Raw genomic sequence first — 17,136 nt, 5'->3', positions numbered from 1 at the left:
GTCGACGAACGGGCCTGACGGTCAGGTGGTCGGCCGCGGGTTCTGCGGAGCGCCCGGCTGCTCGCGGCCATCCGAGACCCACAGCGGGTCGAACGAGCGGTGCGCCGTGACCCGGTCTGCGATGCTGTCGAGTCGCGCGACGACCTCCGGGTCGAGGCGCACTCCGACGGCGCCGAGGTTCTCGTCGACGCGGTCGGCGAAGCGCGTGCCGGGGATGGGCACGACCGGGAGCCCCAGCTGCTCGCCCTTCGCGGAGAGCCAGGCGAGCGCGAGCTGTGCGGGCGTCACGCCGGATTCGGTCGCGAGGTCGCGGACCTCGGCGAGGATCGGCGCGTTGGCTGCGAGCGCCTCGGTCGCGAAGCGCGGGAACTTCGGCCGCCCGTCGCCCTCGACCATCGCCGCGGCGTCGAACGCGCCGGTGAGCCACTGCCTGCTGAGCGGGGAGTAGGGCACGAAGCCCACGCCGAGCTCGCGCGCTGCCGAGACGACGTGCGCTTCGACGTCGCGGCTGACGATGCTCCACTCGCTCTGCACGGCGGCGATCGGATGGACGGCAGCGGCCCGGCGCAGCTCGTCTCCGGTGGGCTCCGAGAGGCCGATGTGGAGGACCTTGCCCTCCTGCACGAGCTCCGCGAACGCGCCGACGGTCTCCTCGATGGGCACGTTCGGGTCGACGCGGTGCTGGTAGTAGAGGTCGACGTGGTCGGTGCCGAGGCGGCTGAGGCTGAGGTCGATCTGCTCGCGGATGTGGGCGCGGTCGCCGCGCACCGACCTCTCGCCGATGCGGCCGCCGGGCACGATGCCGCACTTCGTCGCGAGCTGCACCTCGTCGCGACGCGTGGCGAGGAGCCGCGAGATGATGCGCTCGCTGCGGCCCTCGCCGTACACGTTCGCGGTGTCGATGAACGTCACGCCCGCATCGACCGCGTGCGTGAGCGTGCGGAGGGCGTCGTCATCGGAGATCGGGCCGTACACGTCCGTGAGGGACATGCCGCCGTATCCCTGCGGTGAGACGCGCAGGCCGTCTCCGAGGTCGACGAGGGCGGATGTCCGGGTGTCGGTTGCGCTCACGAACGCGAGCGTACCGGCCATCCACCCAGGTCGGGGCCGTCGGCAGTCGAGGCAGTCAGCAAGGTGTGCCGTGGTGGGTCAGGTGCGGATGCGGGTGAGGGTGCGGCGGATGCGGGTGCGTATGTGGGTGGCGGATCCTTGTGCGGGGCGGGGTGTGCAGTCGCGGTCGATCCATCGTGGCGGGACGATGTAGGGCACGCCGTGGTGCATGTGGATGTTCCAGCCGGAGGTGTCGAGGTGGTGGTGGTGCCACCAGCAGAGCAGGACGCCGTTGTCGGTTTCGGTGGGTCCGCCTCGGGCATGGTCTTCGACGTGGTGGATTTCGCACCAGGCGGCGGGGATGGTGCAGCCGGGGATGATGCATCCTCCGTCGCGGGCGACGATCGCTTTGCGCTGGGTGGGGGTGAAGCAGCGTTGGATGCTGCGCAGCTCGAGGATGCGTCCTTCGGGGGTGAACACGGCGCGGAGGATGTCTCCGGTGCATCCGATCCGGCGGGCCACGGTCGCGGGGACGGGCGCGTCGACGCCGTCGAGGTGCGCGATGCCGTGCCGCGGGCGGGCGAACGCGGAACCCGTGCCGTGGGCCGGGTTGTCGTGCGGGCCGTCGCCGGTGGGGTCTGTGGTGGTGAGGTCGTCGGCGGTGATGTGGATCATGACGGTGGGGGCGGCGCCGCCGAGGGTGGGGGTCTCGGCGGCGCGTGAGGCGGCCTGGATCATCGCGAAGAACGCGTCGTGCCGCTTCTGCGCCGGTGAGCGGGTGTCCGGCATGACCGGACCGAACTCCGCGCCGATGCCGTCGTCGAGTCCGGCATCGTCCGCGGCATTCCCTCCCGCGTCAACGTCCCCGTCCTTGCTGTCCGGCCCGTCGCCCGCGTCGCCGTCGCTGGTTTTGGTGAAGGTGACGTTGCGGGCGGGGTTGGTGTGGGCGGAGAGGAGGTTCTGCAGGAGGGCGCCGGCTTCGGGGACGAGGGTGCCGTTGACCCGGAAGGCTCCGCTGGGCAGGGGTGTGAGGTTCAGGGTGCGGTCGCGTTCGGGCCGGTCGGGGTCGGGTTCGGTGCCGTCGGCGGTGAGCACGTCGATCCACGCCTGCGCGTGCACGTTCACCACCGACAGCGGCGGGACCGGCGCGAGCTCCTCCAGCGGATCCCGCCCCGCGTCCGCGTCCGCATCCGCGCCCGCGTCGGCCTCCGCGTCCGCGTCGGCAACGCCCGTGTCCGTGTCGGGGTCGGTGTCGGGGGTGATGGTGCCGGTGGCGAGGGCGACGAGGTGGCGTTCCATGAGCTCGACCCGGTCGGGGTGCCCGCCGCCGCGGCGGGCGGTGTCGACGGCCTTCACGATCCCCGCGGCCGCTTCTGCACCGAGCAGTCCGGACGCGAGCCCGGCGGCCACGTGCACGCACCGGGGATCGAGGTCCTCCCCGGTCAGGGCGGTGCGGGTGCGGGTGGCCTCATCCAGCCGCACCCGCCCGCGCAGCTCCCGGTTCGACGCCCCGGTGAGGCGTTCGAGCAGCTCCAGCCCGGTGCGGCACCCGTACCGGCCCGCGAGCGGGTCGTCGTCACCGCGGCGGGAGCGGGCATCGACCTCTCCCGCGACCCGGGTGCGCAGCGCATCGAGCGTGCGCCCGAGGTGCTCGACCTCACCCGCGAACGCGATCAGGTCCGCGTCCGTCACCTCACGCACGCCCTCGGCCAGCCCTTCCAGCCGCGTCAGCGCGTCCCGGACCGCCGCGCCCGGGAAGAGAGGTTCGAATCCTGGCTCCTTCGCCATGTATTCAGCATAGAACATCGATACGACAAGCGCAATACTTTTCTTCCTCTGATCGGGATGTTTCTGCGACGAGCGCTAGCACACACCACCGACATCCACCCAGCACACCAAGCGCCAGCGCACCAGACGACAGCACACCAGACGCCAGCACACCTCGGCGCACAGCCGCGTGCGCAGGGGAGATGCGGGTGCGCTCAGCGCTTCACGCGCACGCCGTGATCGCGCCCGAGGAACTCGCGCACGACGTGGTCGATCGCGTCCACCGTGAGGTCGAGCGACTCGAGATCGATGCGCTCGTTGTGCCCGTGGAAGAGGGTGCGGAACTTGCCGTAGTCCCAGCGGTCGCTGAGCACGCCGAAGCCGTAGGCCGGCACGCCGCGCAGCCGGTAGAAGCGCCCGTCCGTGCCGCCTGCGGCGAGCATCGGCAGCAGGTCGGCGTCGGGGCGCGCGCGGCGGACCGCCCCGCGCAGCACGTCGAAGAGAGGAGTGTCGGTGGGCGAGACGGTCGACTGCACGAACTCGTCGCCCTCGATGCGCACGTTCTCGAGCAGGTCACCGAGCGCCTCGCGCAGATAGCCGTCGACATCCGCCGCGTCGACGTCGGGGAGGACGCGGATGTCGAGGCGCACGGTCGCCTCGCCGGGGATCACGTTGAGCTTGTCGCCCGCGTGCACGACGTTCGGCGAGATGGTCGTGTGCGTCGACGCGTGCGCGAACCCCTGCAGCAGGCCGGTCGCGGGCAGGCCCTCGTAGAGGCGCTCGGGGTCCTGCAGCTTCGCGGTCGTCTCCGCGTCGAGCTCGAGCGCGTCGGCGTACGCGTGCCACTGCGGTGTGATCACGGTCGGCGTGCGGAACCGCGCGATGCGCGCGACGGCCTCGGCCGCGATGACGGCGGCGTTGCGCGATCCCCACGGGGCCGAGCCGTGGCCCGGGACGCCCGTGACGCGCAGCGTGCGCGGCGCCTGGCCCTTCTCGCCGATCATGATGCCGATCGCGGGCTTGCCGCCCGCGGGGGCGCCGCCCGACTCGGTCAGAACGTAGTCGGCGTCGATGAGGTCGAGCCGGTGCTCGGTGAGCCAGCCGGCGCCGTAGTGGCCGCCGTTCTCCTCATCGGCGACGGCGGCGAAGACGAGGTCGCCGCGCGGGCGGAACCGCTGCCGTGCGATCTCCCGCGTGACGACGGCGTAGGCCGCCGTGAGGTTGAGCATGTCGATCGCGCCGCGGCCCCACAGCACGCCGTCGACGATCTCGCCGCCGAACGGATCGCGCTCCCATCCGGCCTCCTCGACGGGCACGACGTCGGTGTGCCCGAGGAGGGCGAGGGACGGCGCGTGCGGGTCGGTGCCCGGGATGCGGATGATGAGGCTCCCGCGGCCTGGATGCGGCTCGACGACGACGCCGTCGAGCCCGGATCCCTCGAAGAAGCTCTGCAGGGTGCGCACCTGGCGGATCTCGTGGCCGGAGTCCGGACGGCCGTCGTTCACCGCCGCGTTGCGGATCATCTCCTGCAGAAGCTGAGCCGTCTGCAGCCCGAGGCGCGCGCTCATCGCGCCGCCGCCATCCGCGCCGGCTGGAGAGGGAGGTTCCACATGCGCATCCCCTCGACGGTATCGGAGAACGCTGGCAATCCCGAGGCCGATGACGCCCCGTGGCAGCTCAGCGGGCGCCGCGGACCGCCCCCGATAGGATGGCCAGGGAGAGCGCCGCGGCACACGCACGCCTCCGCCGGGAGCCGTTCCGGGCATCCGGGCACAACGACCCATCAGGGGGTATTCCATGCCGGGCATCGTGATCGTGGGCGTCCAGTGGGGCGACGAGGGCAAGGGCAAGGCGACCGATCTGCTCGGCGAGCGGACCGACTGGGTCGTCAAGTTCAACGGCGGCAACAACGCCGGGCACACCGTCGTCATCGGCGACGAGAAGTACGCCCTGCACCTCCTGCCCTCCGGCATCCTGAGCCCCGGGGTGAACCCCGTCATCGGCAACGGCGTCGTCATCGACCTCGAGGTGCTCTTCGCCGAGCTCGACGCGCTCTCGGCGCGCGGCATCGACGTCTCGAAGCTCCGCGTGAGCGCGAACGCGCACATCATCACGCAGTACCACCGCACGCTCGACAAGGTCACCGAGCGCTTCCTCGGCAAGCGCCAGATCGGCACGACCGGGCGCGGGATCGGCCCCGCCTACGCCGACAAGATCAACCGCGTCGGCATCCGCGTGCAGGACCTGTTCGACGAGAGCATCCTCCGCCAGAAGGTCGAGGGCGCGCTCGAGCAGAAGAACCACCTGCTCGTGAAGGTCTTCAACCGGCGCGGCATCACGTGCGATGAGATCGTCGAGGACCTCCTGTCGTACGCGGAGCGCCTGCGCCCGATGGTGTGCGACACCGGCCTCCTCCTCAACAAGGCGCTCGACGCGGGCGAGGTCGTGGTGTTCGAGGGCGGCCAGGCCACCATGCTCGACATCGACCACGGCACCTACCCGTTCGTGACGTCGTCGTCGGCGACCGCGGGCGGCGCCGCGACCGGATCGGGCGTCGGCCCCGGCCGCCTCGACCGCATCGTCGGCATCGTCAAGGCCTACACGACGCGCGTCGGGTCGGGCCCGTTCCCGACCGAGCTCTTCGACCAGCAGGGCGACTGGCTGCGTGCGGCGGGCTTCGAGTTCGGCACGACGACCGGGCGTCCGCGCCGGGTCGGCTGGTACGACGCCCCCATCACGCGCTACGCGACCCGCATCAACGGCATCACCGACCTCGTCCTCACGAAGCTCGACATCCTCACGGGGCTCGAGAAGATCCCCGTGTGCGTCGCGTACGACGTGAACGGCGAGCGCTTCGACGAGGTGCCGGTCAACCAGAGCGACTTCCACCACGCGACGCCGATCCTCGAGCACTACGCGGGCTGGAGCGAGGACATCTCGTCGGCGCGCACGTTCGAGGACCTGCCGCAGACCGCGCAGGACTACGTGCTCGCGCTCGAGGAGATGAGCGGCACGCGCATCTCGGTCATCGGCGTCGGCCCCGGCCGCGACCAGGTGATCGTGCGCCACGACCTCATCTGAGCGCATGATCGCCGCGGGCGCCGCGCTCGAGCGGCTCTGGACGGGCGGAACCTGGTGCGAGGGGCCGCTGTGGATCCCCGACGAGGGCTGCGTGCGCTGGAGCGACATCCCGGGCGACCGCATCCTCCGGTGGGATGCGGCGACCGGCGATGCGACCGAGCACCGCACGGGCGTCGAGTTCACGAACGGGCGCGCGCTCGATCGGGACGGCAGCGTCGTGCAGTGCTCGCACGGCCGTCGGCGGCTCGAGCGAGAGCGGGCGGATGGCACGGTGTCGGCTCTCGCGGACGGGTACGACGGCGTGCGGCTCAACTCCCCGAACGACGTCGCCATCGCCGCGGACGGCGCGTACTGGTTCACGGACCCCGACTACGGCATCACGCAGCCGCTCGAGGGGCACCCGGGCGAGCGCGAGTACGGGGCGTGCTGGGTGTTCCGGCTCGATCCCGACGGCACGCTCGCGCCCGTCGTCCGCGACCTCGACCGCCCCAACGGCATCGCGTTCTCGCCCGACGGCACGATCCTCTACGTGACCGACACGGGTGCCGCTCCGGCGATCCATGCCTACGACGTGGAGGGTGGCGCGGTGGGGAACGGCCGTCGCTTCGCGGCACCGGCCGTGGGCCACTCCGACGGCATCGCGGTCGACGTCGACAGCCGCGTGTGGTCGTCGGCGGGCGACGGCGTGCACGTGTACGAGCGCGACGGCCGCGAGGCGGCCTTCATCGCCGTGCCTGAGGTCGTGTCGAATGTGTGCTTCGGCGGCGTCGATGGCGACGAGCTCTTCATCACGGCGACGACGAGCCTCTACCGCATCCGCACGGCGACCCGCGGGGCGGCATAGCCCGCGCGTCACCCGTCCGGCAGCGGGGAGGCGCCCCGGCGCGAGAGGATGGCCACATGAAGTTCTGGATCGGCGGCTGGGGCCCTGCGCAGGGCGGGGAGTCCGAGGGCATCTCGCTCATCACGGCGGGGGAGGCGGAGTCGCCGCTCGCCGGAGGCATGCTCGCCGACCGCGGCCTGGCCGCGCGCGCCGAATCGGCGTCGTGGCTCGCCGCCCACCCGACCCGCGAGGTCTTCTACGCCGCACTCGAGGCGGACGGCCGGATCGCCGCGTTCGCGCGGACGGGGGAGGTCTCGCTCGCACCGCACGGCGACGCCGTCGAGGCGGGCGCAGCCGTGTGCCATCTCGCGGTCGCGGCCAACGGCTCGCACCTCATCGCGTCGTGCTGGGGCGATGGACGGGTCGTGCACGTCCCGCTGCGTCCGGATGGGACGCTCGCTGCGCCGGCGCTCGGCGCAGCGGCCGCCGACCCGTATGCCGCGGCACCCGAGCCCGACCTCGGCGCCGCGCTCGAGGGCGAGGGCACGGTGGACGTGAAGGATCTCCTGGCGCAGGGCGCCGAGCCGACCGACATCGCCGCCCTCCTCGCGGGCGAGCAGAGCGCGCAGCCGTCATGGGAGGGCGCGATGGACCTGCGCGCCCTCGTCGAGGGCGACGCCGACCCGAGCCGGATCGCCTCGATGCTCGCGGGGAACACGGAGGACGACGGTCTGGCAGGCCTCCTCGCCGCGCTCGGCCAGGGCGCGTCCGACCCGTTCGACGATCCCGCCGTGCGCGACCTCCTCGCGAAGCGCGACGACGACGGCGACCTCGAGACGCTTCTCCGAGACGCGCGCGCCGCAGATCGCGACGTGCAGGCGGGCGGCCGCGCGCCATCCGAGCCCCGGCCGTCCCGCGCGCATTCGGCGCTCTTCCTGCCCGGCGGGCTCGTCGCGACGACCGACCTCGGCTACGACCTCGTGCGCTTCTGGCGGCACTCGGCGCGCGGGCTCGCGCCGCACCACGAGGTCGTGCTCCCGTTCGGCACCGGGCCGCGGCACATGGTGCTGCACCCGAGCGGATACCTCTACGTGCTCACCGAGTTCTCGGGCGAGGTCTTCGTGCTCGGGCGCGATCGGGATGGCCGCTGGGCGCTGCGCGGCGGATCGCCCGCGTCGGGCGCATCGCTCGCCGGCGACACCGGCGCCGAGCTCGCCCGCTCGCGCGACGGCGAGTTCCTCTACGCGGGCCTGCGCGGCAGCGACACGATCGCCGTGCTGAGGGTGCGAGGAGACGGCGGCTCGCTCGATCAGGTCGCGCTCGTCGAGGCGGGCGTCGTGACGCCGCGGCACCACTTCGTCGGGCGCGACGCCCTGCTCGTCGCGGGCCAGGGGTCGAGCGAGATCGTCTCGCTCCCGCTCGACACGCGCACGGGCGTGCCCTCCCGACCGCGGCACCGCCTGCCGCTGGCGACCCCGACGCACCTCCTGCCCACGCGCTGAGGGCCGGTACCCTCGATGGCATGAGCCTGAACGACGAGGAAGCCCGCGCCGAGCTGCTGCGCCTGCGCGCCAGCATCGACAACATCGACGCCGCGCTCGTCTACATGCTCGCCGAGCGCTTCCGCTGCACGCAGCAGGTCGGCCGCCTCAAGGCCGAGCACGCCCTCCCGGCGTCCGACCCGAAGCGCGAGGAGCAGCAGGTTGCGCGGCTGCGCGCACTTGCCGAGGCCGCGCACCTCGACCCCGAGTTCGCCGAGAAGTGGTTCAACTTCGTCGTCGCCGAGGTCATCCGCCACCACGAGGCCGCGGCCGAAGAGCGCCAGAGCTAGCGCGAGAGCGCCGTCTCGGTCGCGATGCGCGAGAGCTTCTCGGGGTTCCGCACGTAGTAGAGCCCCGTGACGAGCCCGTCCTCGACGCGCAGGGCCAGGGCTCCATCGACCTCCCCGTCGACCGACAGCAGCAGCGCCGGCGTGCCGTTGAGGTCGGCGGGCGCCGAGGTCAGCACCCCGCCGTGCTTCGCCATGCCGCCCGTGAGCAGGCGCACGACGCGGTCGGCGCCCACGATCGGGCGCACCGCGGCCTGCTTCCGGCCGCCGCCGTCGGCGATCATGACGACGTCGGGCGCGAGCACGTCGAGCAGCGCCTGGAAGTCGCCCTCCTCGATCGCCCGCTGCATCGCCGCGACGGCGACGCGCGCCTCGCGCGTCGACACCGTCTGCCGGGGACGACGGGCCTCCACGTGCGCCCGCGCGCGATGCGCGATCTGGCGGATGGCCGCGGGCGACTTGTCGAGCGACTCCGCGATCTCGGCGTAGTCGAACCCGAACGCCTCCCTCAGCACGAACACGGCCCGCTCGGTGGGTGCGAGCGTCTCGAGCACGACCATGAGCGCCATCGACACGCTCTCGGCGAGCTCGACGTCCTCGGCGACGTCGGGGGTCGTCCGCAGCGGCTCGGGCAGCCACTCGCCGACGTACGTCTCCTTGCGGCGGCTCAGCGTCCGGATCTGATCGAGAGACAGGCGCGTGACGATCCGCACGAGGTACGCGCGCTCGTCGCGAACCTCGTCCTGGTCCACACCCGACCAGCGCAGCCAGGCCTCCTGCAGCACGTCCTCGGCGTCGGCGGCCGAGCCGAGCATCTCGTACGCCACGGTGAAGAGCAGGTTGCGGTGGCGGACGAACGCCTCGGTCGCGGGGGCGCTCATGCCGCGCTCGCCGCCGGGCGCTCGCCGCTCTCGCCGAGCCGGCTCGCGCCATCCGATGCCGCGCGCACGCGCTCGGCGCGCCGGCCGTCCTTGACCGGCAACCGATGCGTCCCGGGGCGGCGCGCCTCGGCCCTGATCTGCGAGATCGGGCTCTTGCACGCCTCCTCCTTGAGGAGCGCGCCGAGTCGGCCGGGCACATGCAGGCGGATGGCGGTGTCGTCGAAGCGCGCGAACTGGAACACGCCGAAGCGGCGCCCGAGGCTCACGCACATCGCCGCGATGCCGCGGTCGAAGCCGGCGGGTGCGCCTCCCGCGATCCGCTGCAGCACCGTGTCGGCGGCGTGCGACCCGAGCGGCAGCGCGGCCTGGCAGCTCATCCGCAGCGGCACGCCCTGCGGCGAGGCCGCGTCGCCGGTCGCGACGATGCGGTCGTCGTCGATGCTCGTGAGCGTCTCGTCGGCGAGCAGTCGGCCGTCCGCGTCGGTCGAGAGGCCGCTGCGGCGCGCGAGATCCGCGGCGGCGAAGCCCGCGGTCCAGATCGTGACCGCGCTCGGGGTCGAGCGCCCGTCGGCGAGCTCGACGGATGCGCGCGTGACGCGCACGGCGGTCGTCCCCTCGAGCAGCTGCACCCCGAGGCTCTCGAGACGGCGGCGGATGGTCCCGCGCGCGCTCTCGTGGCTGTACGGGCTGAGAACGCGCCCGCACACGAGCGTCACGCGGCGGCCGAGCTCGGCGAGTTCCGCGGCGGTCTCGATGCCGAGCGGGCCCGAGCCCACGACGACGAGGGGCGCGTCGACGGGAGCGCTCCCGAGTGCCGCGCGCACCCGCTCGGCCTCCTCGAGCGTCGCGAGGGGGAGCGCGTGCTCCGCGGCGCCGGGCACCTCGAGCGGCCCGCTCGTGCTGCCCACGGCGTAGACGAGGTAGTCGTACGCGAGCGGCTCGCCCTTCTCGAGCACGAGCCGCCGGCGGGGCGCGTCGATCTCGGTCACGGTGTCGACGACAAGGCGGACCCGCTTCGCGAGCAGGTCGCCGAAGTCGACGACGGCGTCATCCGATCCGCCCACGAGCTGGTGGAGGCGCACCCGCTCGACGAAGCGATCGCGCGCGTTCACGAGCGTCACCGCCACGTCGTCGCGGAGCGTGAGGCGGTTCGCCGCCAGCACTCCCGCGTAGCCGCCGCCGATGACGACGACCTCGGTCCTGCGTCCCGTCACGTTCCCCATGATGCCTCCTCTGTCGAGCCTTCGACATGGAGACGCCGGCCGAGGCGGATGTGTGACAGGACGCCGCGATGGCCGCCTCCCTCGGGAAGCGGCCATCGCCATCCGCGGTCAGGCGGGCATCCGCCGCAGCGTCGCGTACGACCCGGCCGCGAGCACCGCGCCGAGCAGCAGGCCCCACAGCGACAGCCCGACGGCGCCGCTCTGGATGACCCAGGCCCCGACCTCGGGCCAGGCCTGCTGCCAGGTGATGAGCGCGGCGACGCCCACGAGCAGGAGCACCGAGGCGAGGATCGCGACCGTCAGCATGGCGGGCCCGAACCGCTTGTAGACCGTCGCGAACCAGAAGCCGACCGTGAAGAACAGCATGGTGAGCACGAAGAACGTGAAGCCGGCGCCGAGGGCGCCCGCCTCCCACACCCAGTCGAGGTACGCGAAGTAGCCGTTGATCCCGTATCCGCCGGTCGCCTGCTCGAAGAGGCCGATGGCGACGAACACCGCCGAGAGGCCGAGCGCGCTCACGGCCGCGGCGATCATCGAGCCGAGGAAGAACTCGCGCCGCGTGAGGCTCATTGCCTGCGAGAACGGGAAGGTGAGCGTCATGGCATACGCGCCCACCACCGCGAAGTACCACATCGGGGCCTGCGATCCGCCGCCGTACTTGGGGCCGTCGACGCCGGCGCCCTCGAGGATCAGGTACACGAGCAGGGTCACGAGCCACGCGCCGCCGAGCACGATCAGCGGCACCCAGATGAAGGTCTGCGTGTTGATGAACTGCAGGCGCACGACCTTGAGCGTGCGGCCGTGCGGCGTGACGTGCTCGGGGGTCGAGAGGGCGGTCATCGGAGTGCTCCTTCCTGGGTGCCGGCGCCGGTGTGCGCGGAGATGCGCTGCGTGCGCCGGACGATGAGCTGCTGCAGGGAGACAGGGGCGAGGTCGAGGCCCGCCGCCGCGAGCTCGGCCCGCTCGGCGTCGTCGATCGGGCCGAGGAAGGTGACCGAGGTCACGCGACCGAGGCTCTCTCGGTGGATGACCTCCCGGCCGCGGATGGCCGCCTCCACGGCGGCGGCGTCGCCGACCACGTTGGTGGCCTGCGCGCGGGCGTCGTCGGTCGACTCATCCATGATGATGCGGCCGTCGTCGATCACGAGCACGCGCTCGATGAGGTTCGCGACCTCGTCGATGAGGTGGCTCGAGAGGAGGATCGTCCGCGGGTGCTCGGCGTAGTCGGCGATCAGCCGGTCGTAGAAGATCTGCCGTGCGACCGCGTCGAGCCCGAGATAGGGCTCGTCGAAGAACGTGATCTCGGCGCGCGAAGCGAGCCCGATGATGACGCCGACGGCAGAGAGCTGACCGCGGGAGAGCTTCTTGATCGTGCGCTTGAGGGGCAGCTGGAAGTCGTCGACGAGGGCGTCGGCGAAGTCCTGATCCCAGTGCGGGAAGAACAGCCGCGCGGCGGCCAGCGCGTGACGCGGGGTCGCGTCGTCGGGGTACTTCTGGCTCTCCCGCACGAAGCACATGCGGCTGAGCACGTGCGCGTTCTCGTAGGGGCGCTCGCCGAAGACGCGCACCTCTCCGCTCGTGGCGAAGTTCTGGGCCGTGAGGATCGACATGGCGGTCGTCTTGCCGGCGCCGTTGCGGCCGAGGAAGCCGTAGATCGTGTCCTTCTCGATGTCGAAGCTGACATCGTCGAGGGCGAGCTTGTCCTTGTAGCGCTTGGTGAGGTTCCGGACCTCGATGACGGGGTTCATGGTGTCCTTCTCGATCACGAAGAGGCGGTCTGGGCGGCGTGCTCGCGCACGAGGTCGGCGACGTCGTCGGGCCCGAGCCCGAGCTTGCGGGCTTCGACGAGCAGGGGCTGCACGTAGCGGTCGGCGAACGCGCTGCGCCGCTCGCCGAGCAGCAGCTCGCGCGCCCCCGGGGAGACGAACATGCCGATGCCGCGGCGCTTGTAGAGAACTCCCTTGTCGACGAGCATGTTCACTCCCTTCGCGGCGGTCGCCGGGTTGATCCGGTAGAAGGCGGCGAGCTCGTTCGTGGACGGGGCCTGCGCCTCTTCGGCGAGGCTCCCGTCGACGATCGAGTCCTCGACCTGCTCGGCGATCTGCACGAACAGGGGCTTGCCTTCTTCGATCACGGCGACCTCCGGTTGATCGGTTAGTTACTCGACTAGTGAACCATGGAAGCGGGCGCGCGTCAACCCCTCTTCGAGAGGGATCTCGGATGGCTGCGGTCAGCGGCGGGGAGCGCGCGCGACGGAGGCGCCCTCGCCGGGCGTGCAGGGGATGAGCGTCTGCGGCAGCGGGCGGTCGGGCTCGTTGATGCGCTCGATGATCGCGTCGACACCGAGTCGGCCGAGCTCGGCGGCGGGGGAGTCCATGTGGGTGAGGACGGGCTCGGCCATCGAGGCCATGTGCGCGGATGTGCCGATCGAGATGATCGACAGGTCGTCGGGCACCCTCACGCCGTGCTGCGCGAGCCCGATCGCGAGCCCGGGCGCGGCATGCTCGTTCATGAGGATGATCGCGGTCGCGTCGGGGTGGTGCTCCACGAGCTCGGCAGCGAGGAGGCGACCGGCCGCCGAGTTCTCCCCGCAGGTCAGCGTCGTCGCCGTGAGCCCCGACTGCGCCATGGTCTGGAGATACGACTCGCGGGCGCGGGCCACGCCTCCGTGCGCCACGAAGCGCTTCTCGGTCGCGCCGGAGATGTAGAGGATCGACGTGTGGCCGAGCGCGACGAGCTCCTCGATCGCGGTCTCGACCGAGGAGGCGAAGTCGACGTCGACCCAGGCCATCCCCTCCGGATCCTGCGTGCGCCCGATGAGGGCGAAGGGCGTCCGTCCCTCCTTGAGGCGGTCGACTCGCCCGTCCTCGAGCTGGACCTCCATGAGGAGCACGCCGTCGACGAGGCCGCTTGCGGTGAGCTCGGTGATCTCCGCGGCCTCGTTGTGGGCGGGCCAGAGCACGAGCGTGTACCCGCGCTCGCGCGCGCGGTCAGCCGCGCTCGTGAAGAACGTCATGGCGGTTCCGCTGAGGTTGCGCTCGAAGGCCGGGTAGAGGAGCGCGATGATGTCGGTCCGCCCGCGGGCGAGGGCGCTGCCGGCGTGGTTGCGCGAGTAGCCGAGCTCGCGCATGGCCGCCTCGACGCGCTCGCGGGTGTGGGGGAGCACCTTCTTCGAGCCGTTCACGACGAAGGAGACCGTCGCGATCGACACGCCCGCGCGCTCCGCGACCTGCTGCATCGTGGCCATCCGATCATCCTCCTCTCCCCGAGATCGAGCCGTGACAAACCGTGGGGTTGACAACTTACCGCTCCCGAACCCATACTCTTTCACACAGCATCTAAGCGCTTAACCGCCCGAAGGGGAAGCGCTGGATCCGCACCCGCCACCGCGTACGAAGGAGTATCGCCATGCGCACCAGGACCCGCGCTCTCACCGCCACCGCGGCCCTCGCCGCCGTCCCCCTCGCTCTTGCCGCGTGCAGCGGCGGAGGCGGCGGCGGCCAGGGCTCCGGCGACGCCGGCACGCTCACCGTGCTCGACTACTACAACAACGAGCCCGACAAGACCCTCGTGCAGGAGGCCCTCGACACGTGCGCCGCCGAGGTCGGCGTCGAGCTGGACCGCGAGACCGTCCCCGGCGCCGACCTCATCCAGACCGTGCTCCAGCGCTCGTCGTCGCGCACGCTGCCCGACGTGCTCATGCTCGACAACCCCGACGTGCAGGAGATCGCCGCCACCGGCGGCCTCGCGCCGCTCAGCGACTTCGACGTCGACACCTCGGGCTTCGCGCAGGGGATCCTCGACGCCGCGACGTACGAGGGCGAGGTCTACGGCATCGGGCCGGCCGTCAACACGCTCGGCCTGTTCTACAACGTGACCGCGCTCGAGGAGGCGGGCATCGAGCCGCCGAAGACGTGGGACGAGCTCAAGGACGCCGCCGCCAAGCTCACGCAGGGCGACCAGTACGGCATCGCGTTCTCGGCCATCGCGAACTACGAGGGCAGCTGGCAGTTCCTGCCGTTCATGTGGACGAACGGCGGCGACGAGACCGACCTCACGAGCCCCGAGGTCGCCGAGGCGCTCCAGCTGTGGGTCGACCTCGTCGAGTCGGGATCCGCCTCGCCGAGCGTCGTCAACTGGAAGCAGGGCGACGTCAAGGACCAGTTCGTCGCGGGCAAGGCCGCGATGATGATCAACGGCCCGTGGCAGATCCCCGCGCTCGCCGAGACCGACGTCGAGTGGGACTCGGTGCAGGTGCCCGTGAACGAGGAGGGCCAGACGCCCGTGGCCCCGCTCGGCGGCGAGGTGTGGACCGTCCCGCAGACCGGCGACGAGGCGAAGCAGGCGAAGGCGGCCGAGTTCGTCGAGTGCATGTCGAGCCCCGACATCTCGATGTCGCTCGCCGAGAGCCGCTACCTCGTGCCGACGCGCACCGACCTCATCGACGACTACGTCGAGCAGGTGCCCGAGATGGCCGCCTTCGCGGAGCAGATCAAGGACGCCCGCGCCCGCACCGGCAAGCTCGGCGAGGACTGGCCGGAGGCCGCCACCGTGATCTACGACGCGATCCAGCTCGCGATCACCGGCAAGGCGACGCCGGCCGAGGCCTTCGAGCAGGCCTCGCAGGGCTGATCCACCATCCGTCGTCCGGCCGGGCGCGCGAGCGCTCGGCCGGCCCGAGGAAGAGGACGCTGATGACCTCGATCCCGTCCACCGCGCGACGTCCGCGCCGACGGCTGCAGCGCGACGACTTCGTCAAGGCGCTCTTCGTGATCCCCGCGGGGGTCTACATCCTGCTGTACTTCGGATACCCCATCGTCAAGAACCTGATGATGAGCTTCCAGGAGTACACGACCAAGACCTTCTTCACGGGCGAGGCGCCCTGGGTCGGCCTCCAGAACTACGTCACGGCGGTCACGAGCAACCTCTTCTGGCCGGCCATCGTCAACACCCTGCTGTTCACGCTCGGATCGCTCGCGGGCCAGTTCGTGATCGGCCTCGCGCTCGCCGTGTTCTTCCAGAAGCGCTTCCCGCTGAGCGGCTTCATGCGGGCGATGCTCCTGCTGCCCTGGCTGCTCCCTCTCATCGTCGCGAGCGCGACGTGGCGCTCGATCCTCGATCAGGACAGCGGCATCCTCAACCAGTTCCTCACGGCGATCGGGCTGAACGCCGTGCCGTGGCTCACGAGCCCCGACGTCGCGCTCATCGCGGTCATCCTCGTGAACATCTGGGTCGGCATCCCGTTCAACGTGACGCTGCTCTACGGCGGGCTGCAGGACATCCCGGGCGAGCTCTACGAGGCCGCGTCGCTCGACGGCGCCACGGGGTGGAAGGCGTTCTGGCACATCACGCTGCCGAACCTGCGCGCCGTCATCGGCGTCGTGCTCGTGCTCGGCGTCGTCTACACGCTCAAGGTGCTCGACGTGATCCTCGGCCTCACGGGCGGCGGGCCGGCGAACGCGACGCAGACGATCGCCATCCGCTCGTACCAGACCTCGTTCATCGACTTCGAGTTCGGCGTGGGCGCGGCCTTCAGCAACATCCTCATCCTCATCTCGCTCGTGTTCGCGTTCGTGTACCTGCGCGGCACCCGCAAGGCCGTGGACGAGTAAGGAGACGACCATGACCACCGCACTCATCACGGTCGACCCCCGTGCCGCGCGACGGGCCGGAAGCCGGCGCCCGCTCATCTACACGGCGCTCGGGCTGCTGTTCCTCGGCATCATGCTGTTCCCCGTCTACTGGATGGTGAACGCGTCGCTGCAGCCGTCCGGCAACACGCTCAACGCCGCGCTCATCCCGCTCGAGCCGAGCTTCGCGGGCTACGAGCGCGCGATCGCCGACCAGGGCCGCAACCTCCTCACGAGCCTCATCGTGTCGGTCGGCGCGGTCGTCGTGAGTCTCGGCATCGCGGCACCGGCGGCGTACGCGCTCGCGCAGTTCCGGTACCGCTGGATCAACATCGCGCTGCTCGTCATCCTCATCGCGCAGATGATCCCCGGCATCGTCATCGCCAACGCGCTCTATGCGGCGTACAACGACCTCGGGCTGCTCAACACCGTCGCCGGGCTCATCCTCGCCGACGCCTCGCACGCGATCCCGTTCGCGATCCTCGTGCTGCGCGCGTTCATGATGAACGTGCACCCCTCGATCATCGAGGCCGCGCGCGTGGATGGCGCTGGCCAGTTCCGCGCGTTCTGGTCGATCGTGCTGCCGGTGTCGAAGAACGCGCTCATCACGGCGGGCCTGTTCGCGTTCCTCTTCGCGTGGAGCGACTTCCTCTTCGCCCTGACGCTCACGACGACGCCCGACATCCGCCCGGTCACGCTCGGCATCTACCAGTACCTCGGCACGCAGGTGTCGAACTGGAGCGCCGTGATGGCGACGGCCGTGCTGTCGTCGCTGCCCGCGATCCTCCTCCTGCTGCTCGCGCAGCGCTACATCGCCGCCGGGGCGATGGGCGGCGCGGTCAAGTAAGCCTCC

16 protein-coding genes are annotated in these 17,136 nt (G+C 71.4%); 7 read left to right on the top strand and 9 right to left on the bottom strand.

Going from position 1 to position 17,136, the window contains the following annotated elements:
• Positions 1-21: 21 nt before the first annotated feature.
• The 3 genes from M1D56_RS15795 to M1D56_RS15785 form a co-directional block, all read right to left on the bottom strand.
• Positions 22-1,071: an aldo/keto reductase gene (locus M1D56_RS15795; protein ID WP_456284174.1), complete on the bottom strand. Its 1,050-nt coding sequence runs from the start codon at positions 1,069-1,071 to the stop codon at positions 22-24.
• 78 nt (positions 1,072-1,149) lie between these two features.
• Complete coding sequence (locus tag M1D56_RS15790) at positions 1,150-2,838, bottom strand: DUF222 domain-containing protein (protein WP_456284173.1); 1,689 nt, start codon at positions 2,836-2,838, stop codon at positions 1,150-1,152.
• A gap of 194 nt (positions 2,839-3,032) precedes the next feature.
• Positions 3,033-4,385: a M20/M25/M40 family metallo-hydrolase gene (locus M1D56_RS15785; protein WP_271174774.1), complete on the bottom strand. Its 1,353-nt coding sequence runs from the start codon at positions 4,383-4,385 to the stop codon at positions 3,033-3,035.
• A gap of 229 nt (positions 4,386-4,614) precedes the next feature.
• Between M1D56_RS15785 and M1D56_RS15780 the strand changes: the two genes are divergently transcribed.
• The 4 genes from M1D56_RS15780 to M1D56_RS15765 are packed head-to-tail and all read left to right on the top strand — an operon-like array spanning position 4,615 to position 8,552.
• Complete coding sequence (locus M1D56_RS15780; protein WP_456284172.1) at positions 4,615-5,898, top strand: adenylosuccinate synthase; 1,284 nt, start codon at positions 4,615-4,617, stop codon at positions 5,896-5,898.
• Positions 5,899-5,902: 4 nt separating this feature from the next.
• The gene (locus M1D56_RS15775) at positions 5,903-6,742 is read left to right on the top strand and encodes an SMP-30/gluconolactonase/LRE family protein (RefSeq protein WP_456284171.1); all 840 of its coding nucleotides are present in this window, start codon (positions 5,903-5,905) and stop codon (positions 6,740-6,742) included.
• 56 nt (positions 6,743-6,798) lie between these two features.
• Positions 6,799-8,223: a lactonase family protein gene (locus tag M1D56_RS15770; protein ID WP_456284170.1), complete on the top strand. Its 1,425-nt coding sequence runs from the start codon at positions 6,799-6,801 to the stop codon at positions 8,221-8,223.
• A 20-nt stretch (positions 8,224-8,243) separates the two neighbouring features.
• Positions 8,244-8,552 (top strand): chorismate mutase, encoded by a 309-nt coding sequence (locus tag M1D56_RS15765; RefSeq protein WP_282980542.1) that lies wholly within the window; start codon positions 8,244-8,246, stop codon positions 8,550-8,552.
• Here M1D56_RS15765 and M1D56_RS15760 read toward each other — a convergent pair.
• The 6 genes from M1D56_RS15760 to M1D56_RS15735 form a co-directional block, all read right to left on the bottom strand.
• A complete protein-coding gene (locus M1D56_RS15760; protein ID WP_456284169.1) occupies positions 8,549-9,430 on the bottom strand; it encodes an RNA polymerase sigma-70 factor in 882 nt (293 codons plus the stop codon). The genes M1D56_RS15765 and M1D56_RS15760 overlap by 4 nt on opposite strands.
• Positions 9,427-10,653, bottom strand: a complete 1,227-nt coding sequence (locus M1D56_RS15755) for an NAD(P)/FAD-dependent oxidoreductase (protein ID WP_456284168.1) — start codon at positions 10,651-10,653, stop codon at positions 9,427-9,429. Before M1D56_RS15755 ends, M1D56_RS15760 begins: the two co-directional genes overlap by 4 nt.
• Before the next feature lie 108 nt (positions 10,654-10,761).
• A complete protein-coding gene (locus M1D56_RS15750) occupies positions 10,762-11,493 on the bottom strand; it encodes a hypothetical protein (protein ID WP_456284167.1) in 732 nt (243 codons plus the stop codon).
• On the bottom strand, positions 11,490-12,401 hold the full coding sequence (locus M1D56_RS15745) for an ABC transporter ATP-binding protein (RefSeq protein WP_455969731.1): 912 nt from the start codon (positions 12,399-12,401) through the stop codon (positions 11,490-11,492). The genes M1D56_RS15750 and M1D56_RS15745 overlap by 4 nt, the downstream gene beginning before the upstream one ends.
• Positions 12,402-12,415: 14 nt before the next feature.
• Positions 12,416-12,787, bottom strand: coding sequence for a GntR family transcriptional regulator (locus M1D56_RS15740; RefSeq protein WP_271174188.1), 372 nt, complete (start codon positions 12,785-12,787; stop codon positions 12,416-12,418).
• A gap of 96 nt (positions 12,788-12,883) precedes the next feature.
• Positions 12,884-13,900: a LacI family DNA-binding transcriptional regulator gene (locus tag M1D56_RS15735; protein WP_271174187.1), complete on the bottom strand. Its 1,017-nt coding sequence runs from the start codon at positions 13,898-13,900 to the stop codon at positions 12,884-12,886.
• Positions 13,901-14,061: 161 nt separating this feature from the next.
• Here M1D56_RS15735 and M1D56_RS15730 point away from each other — a divergent pair, with 161 nt between their 5' ends.
• The 3 genes from M1D56_RS15730 (at position 14,062) to M1D56_RS15720 (ending at position 17,130) form a co-directional block, all read left to right on the top strand.
• Positions 14,062-15,285 carry a sugar ABC transporter substrate-binding protein gene (locus M1D56_RS15730; RefSeq protein WP_456284166.1) on the top strand — a complete coding sequence of 408 codons (1,224 nt, stop codon included), beginning with the start codon at positions 14,062-14,064 and terminating at the stop codon, positions 15,283-15,285.
• A gap of 62 nt (positions 15,286-15,347) precedes the next feature.
• Positions 15,348-16,265 (top strand): carbohydrate ABC transporter permease, encoded by a 918-nt coding sequence (locus M1D56_RS15725; RefSeq protein WP_271174185.1) that lies wholly within the window; start codon positions 15,348-15,350, stop codon positions 16,263-16,265.
• Positions 16,266-16,275: 10 nt separating this feature from the next.
• The gene (locus M1D56_RS15720) at positions 16,276-17,130 is read left to right on the top strand and encodes a carbohydrate ABC transporter permease (protein WP_271174184.1); all 855 of its coding nucleotides are present in this window, start codon (positions 16,276-16,278) and stop codon (positions 17,128-17,130) included.
• Positions 17,131-17,136 lie beyond the last annotated feature (6 nt).

The sequence above is a fragment of the Microbacterium sp. JZ101 genome (genome assembly GCF_053903175.1).
The sequence above is the reverse complement of the archived record's forward strand: the minus strand, read 5'-3'. Positions and strand labels throughout refer to the sequence as shown.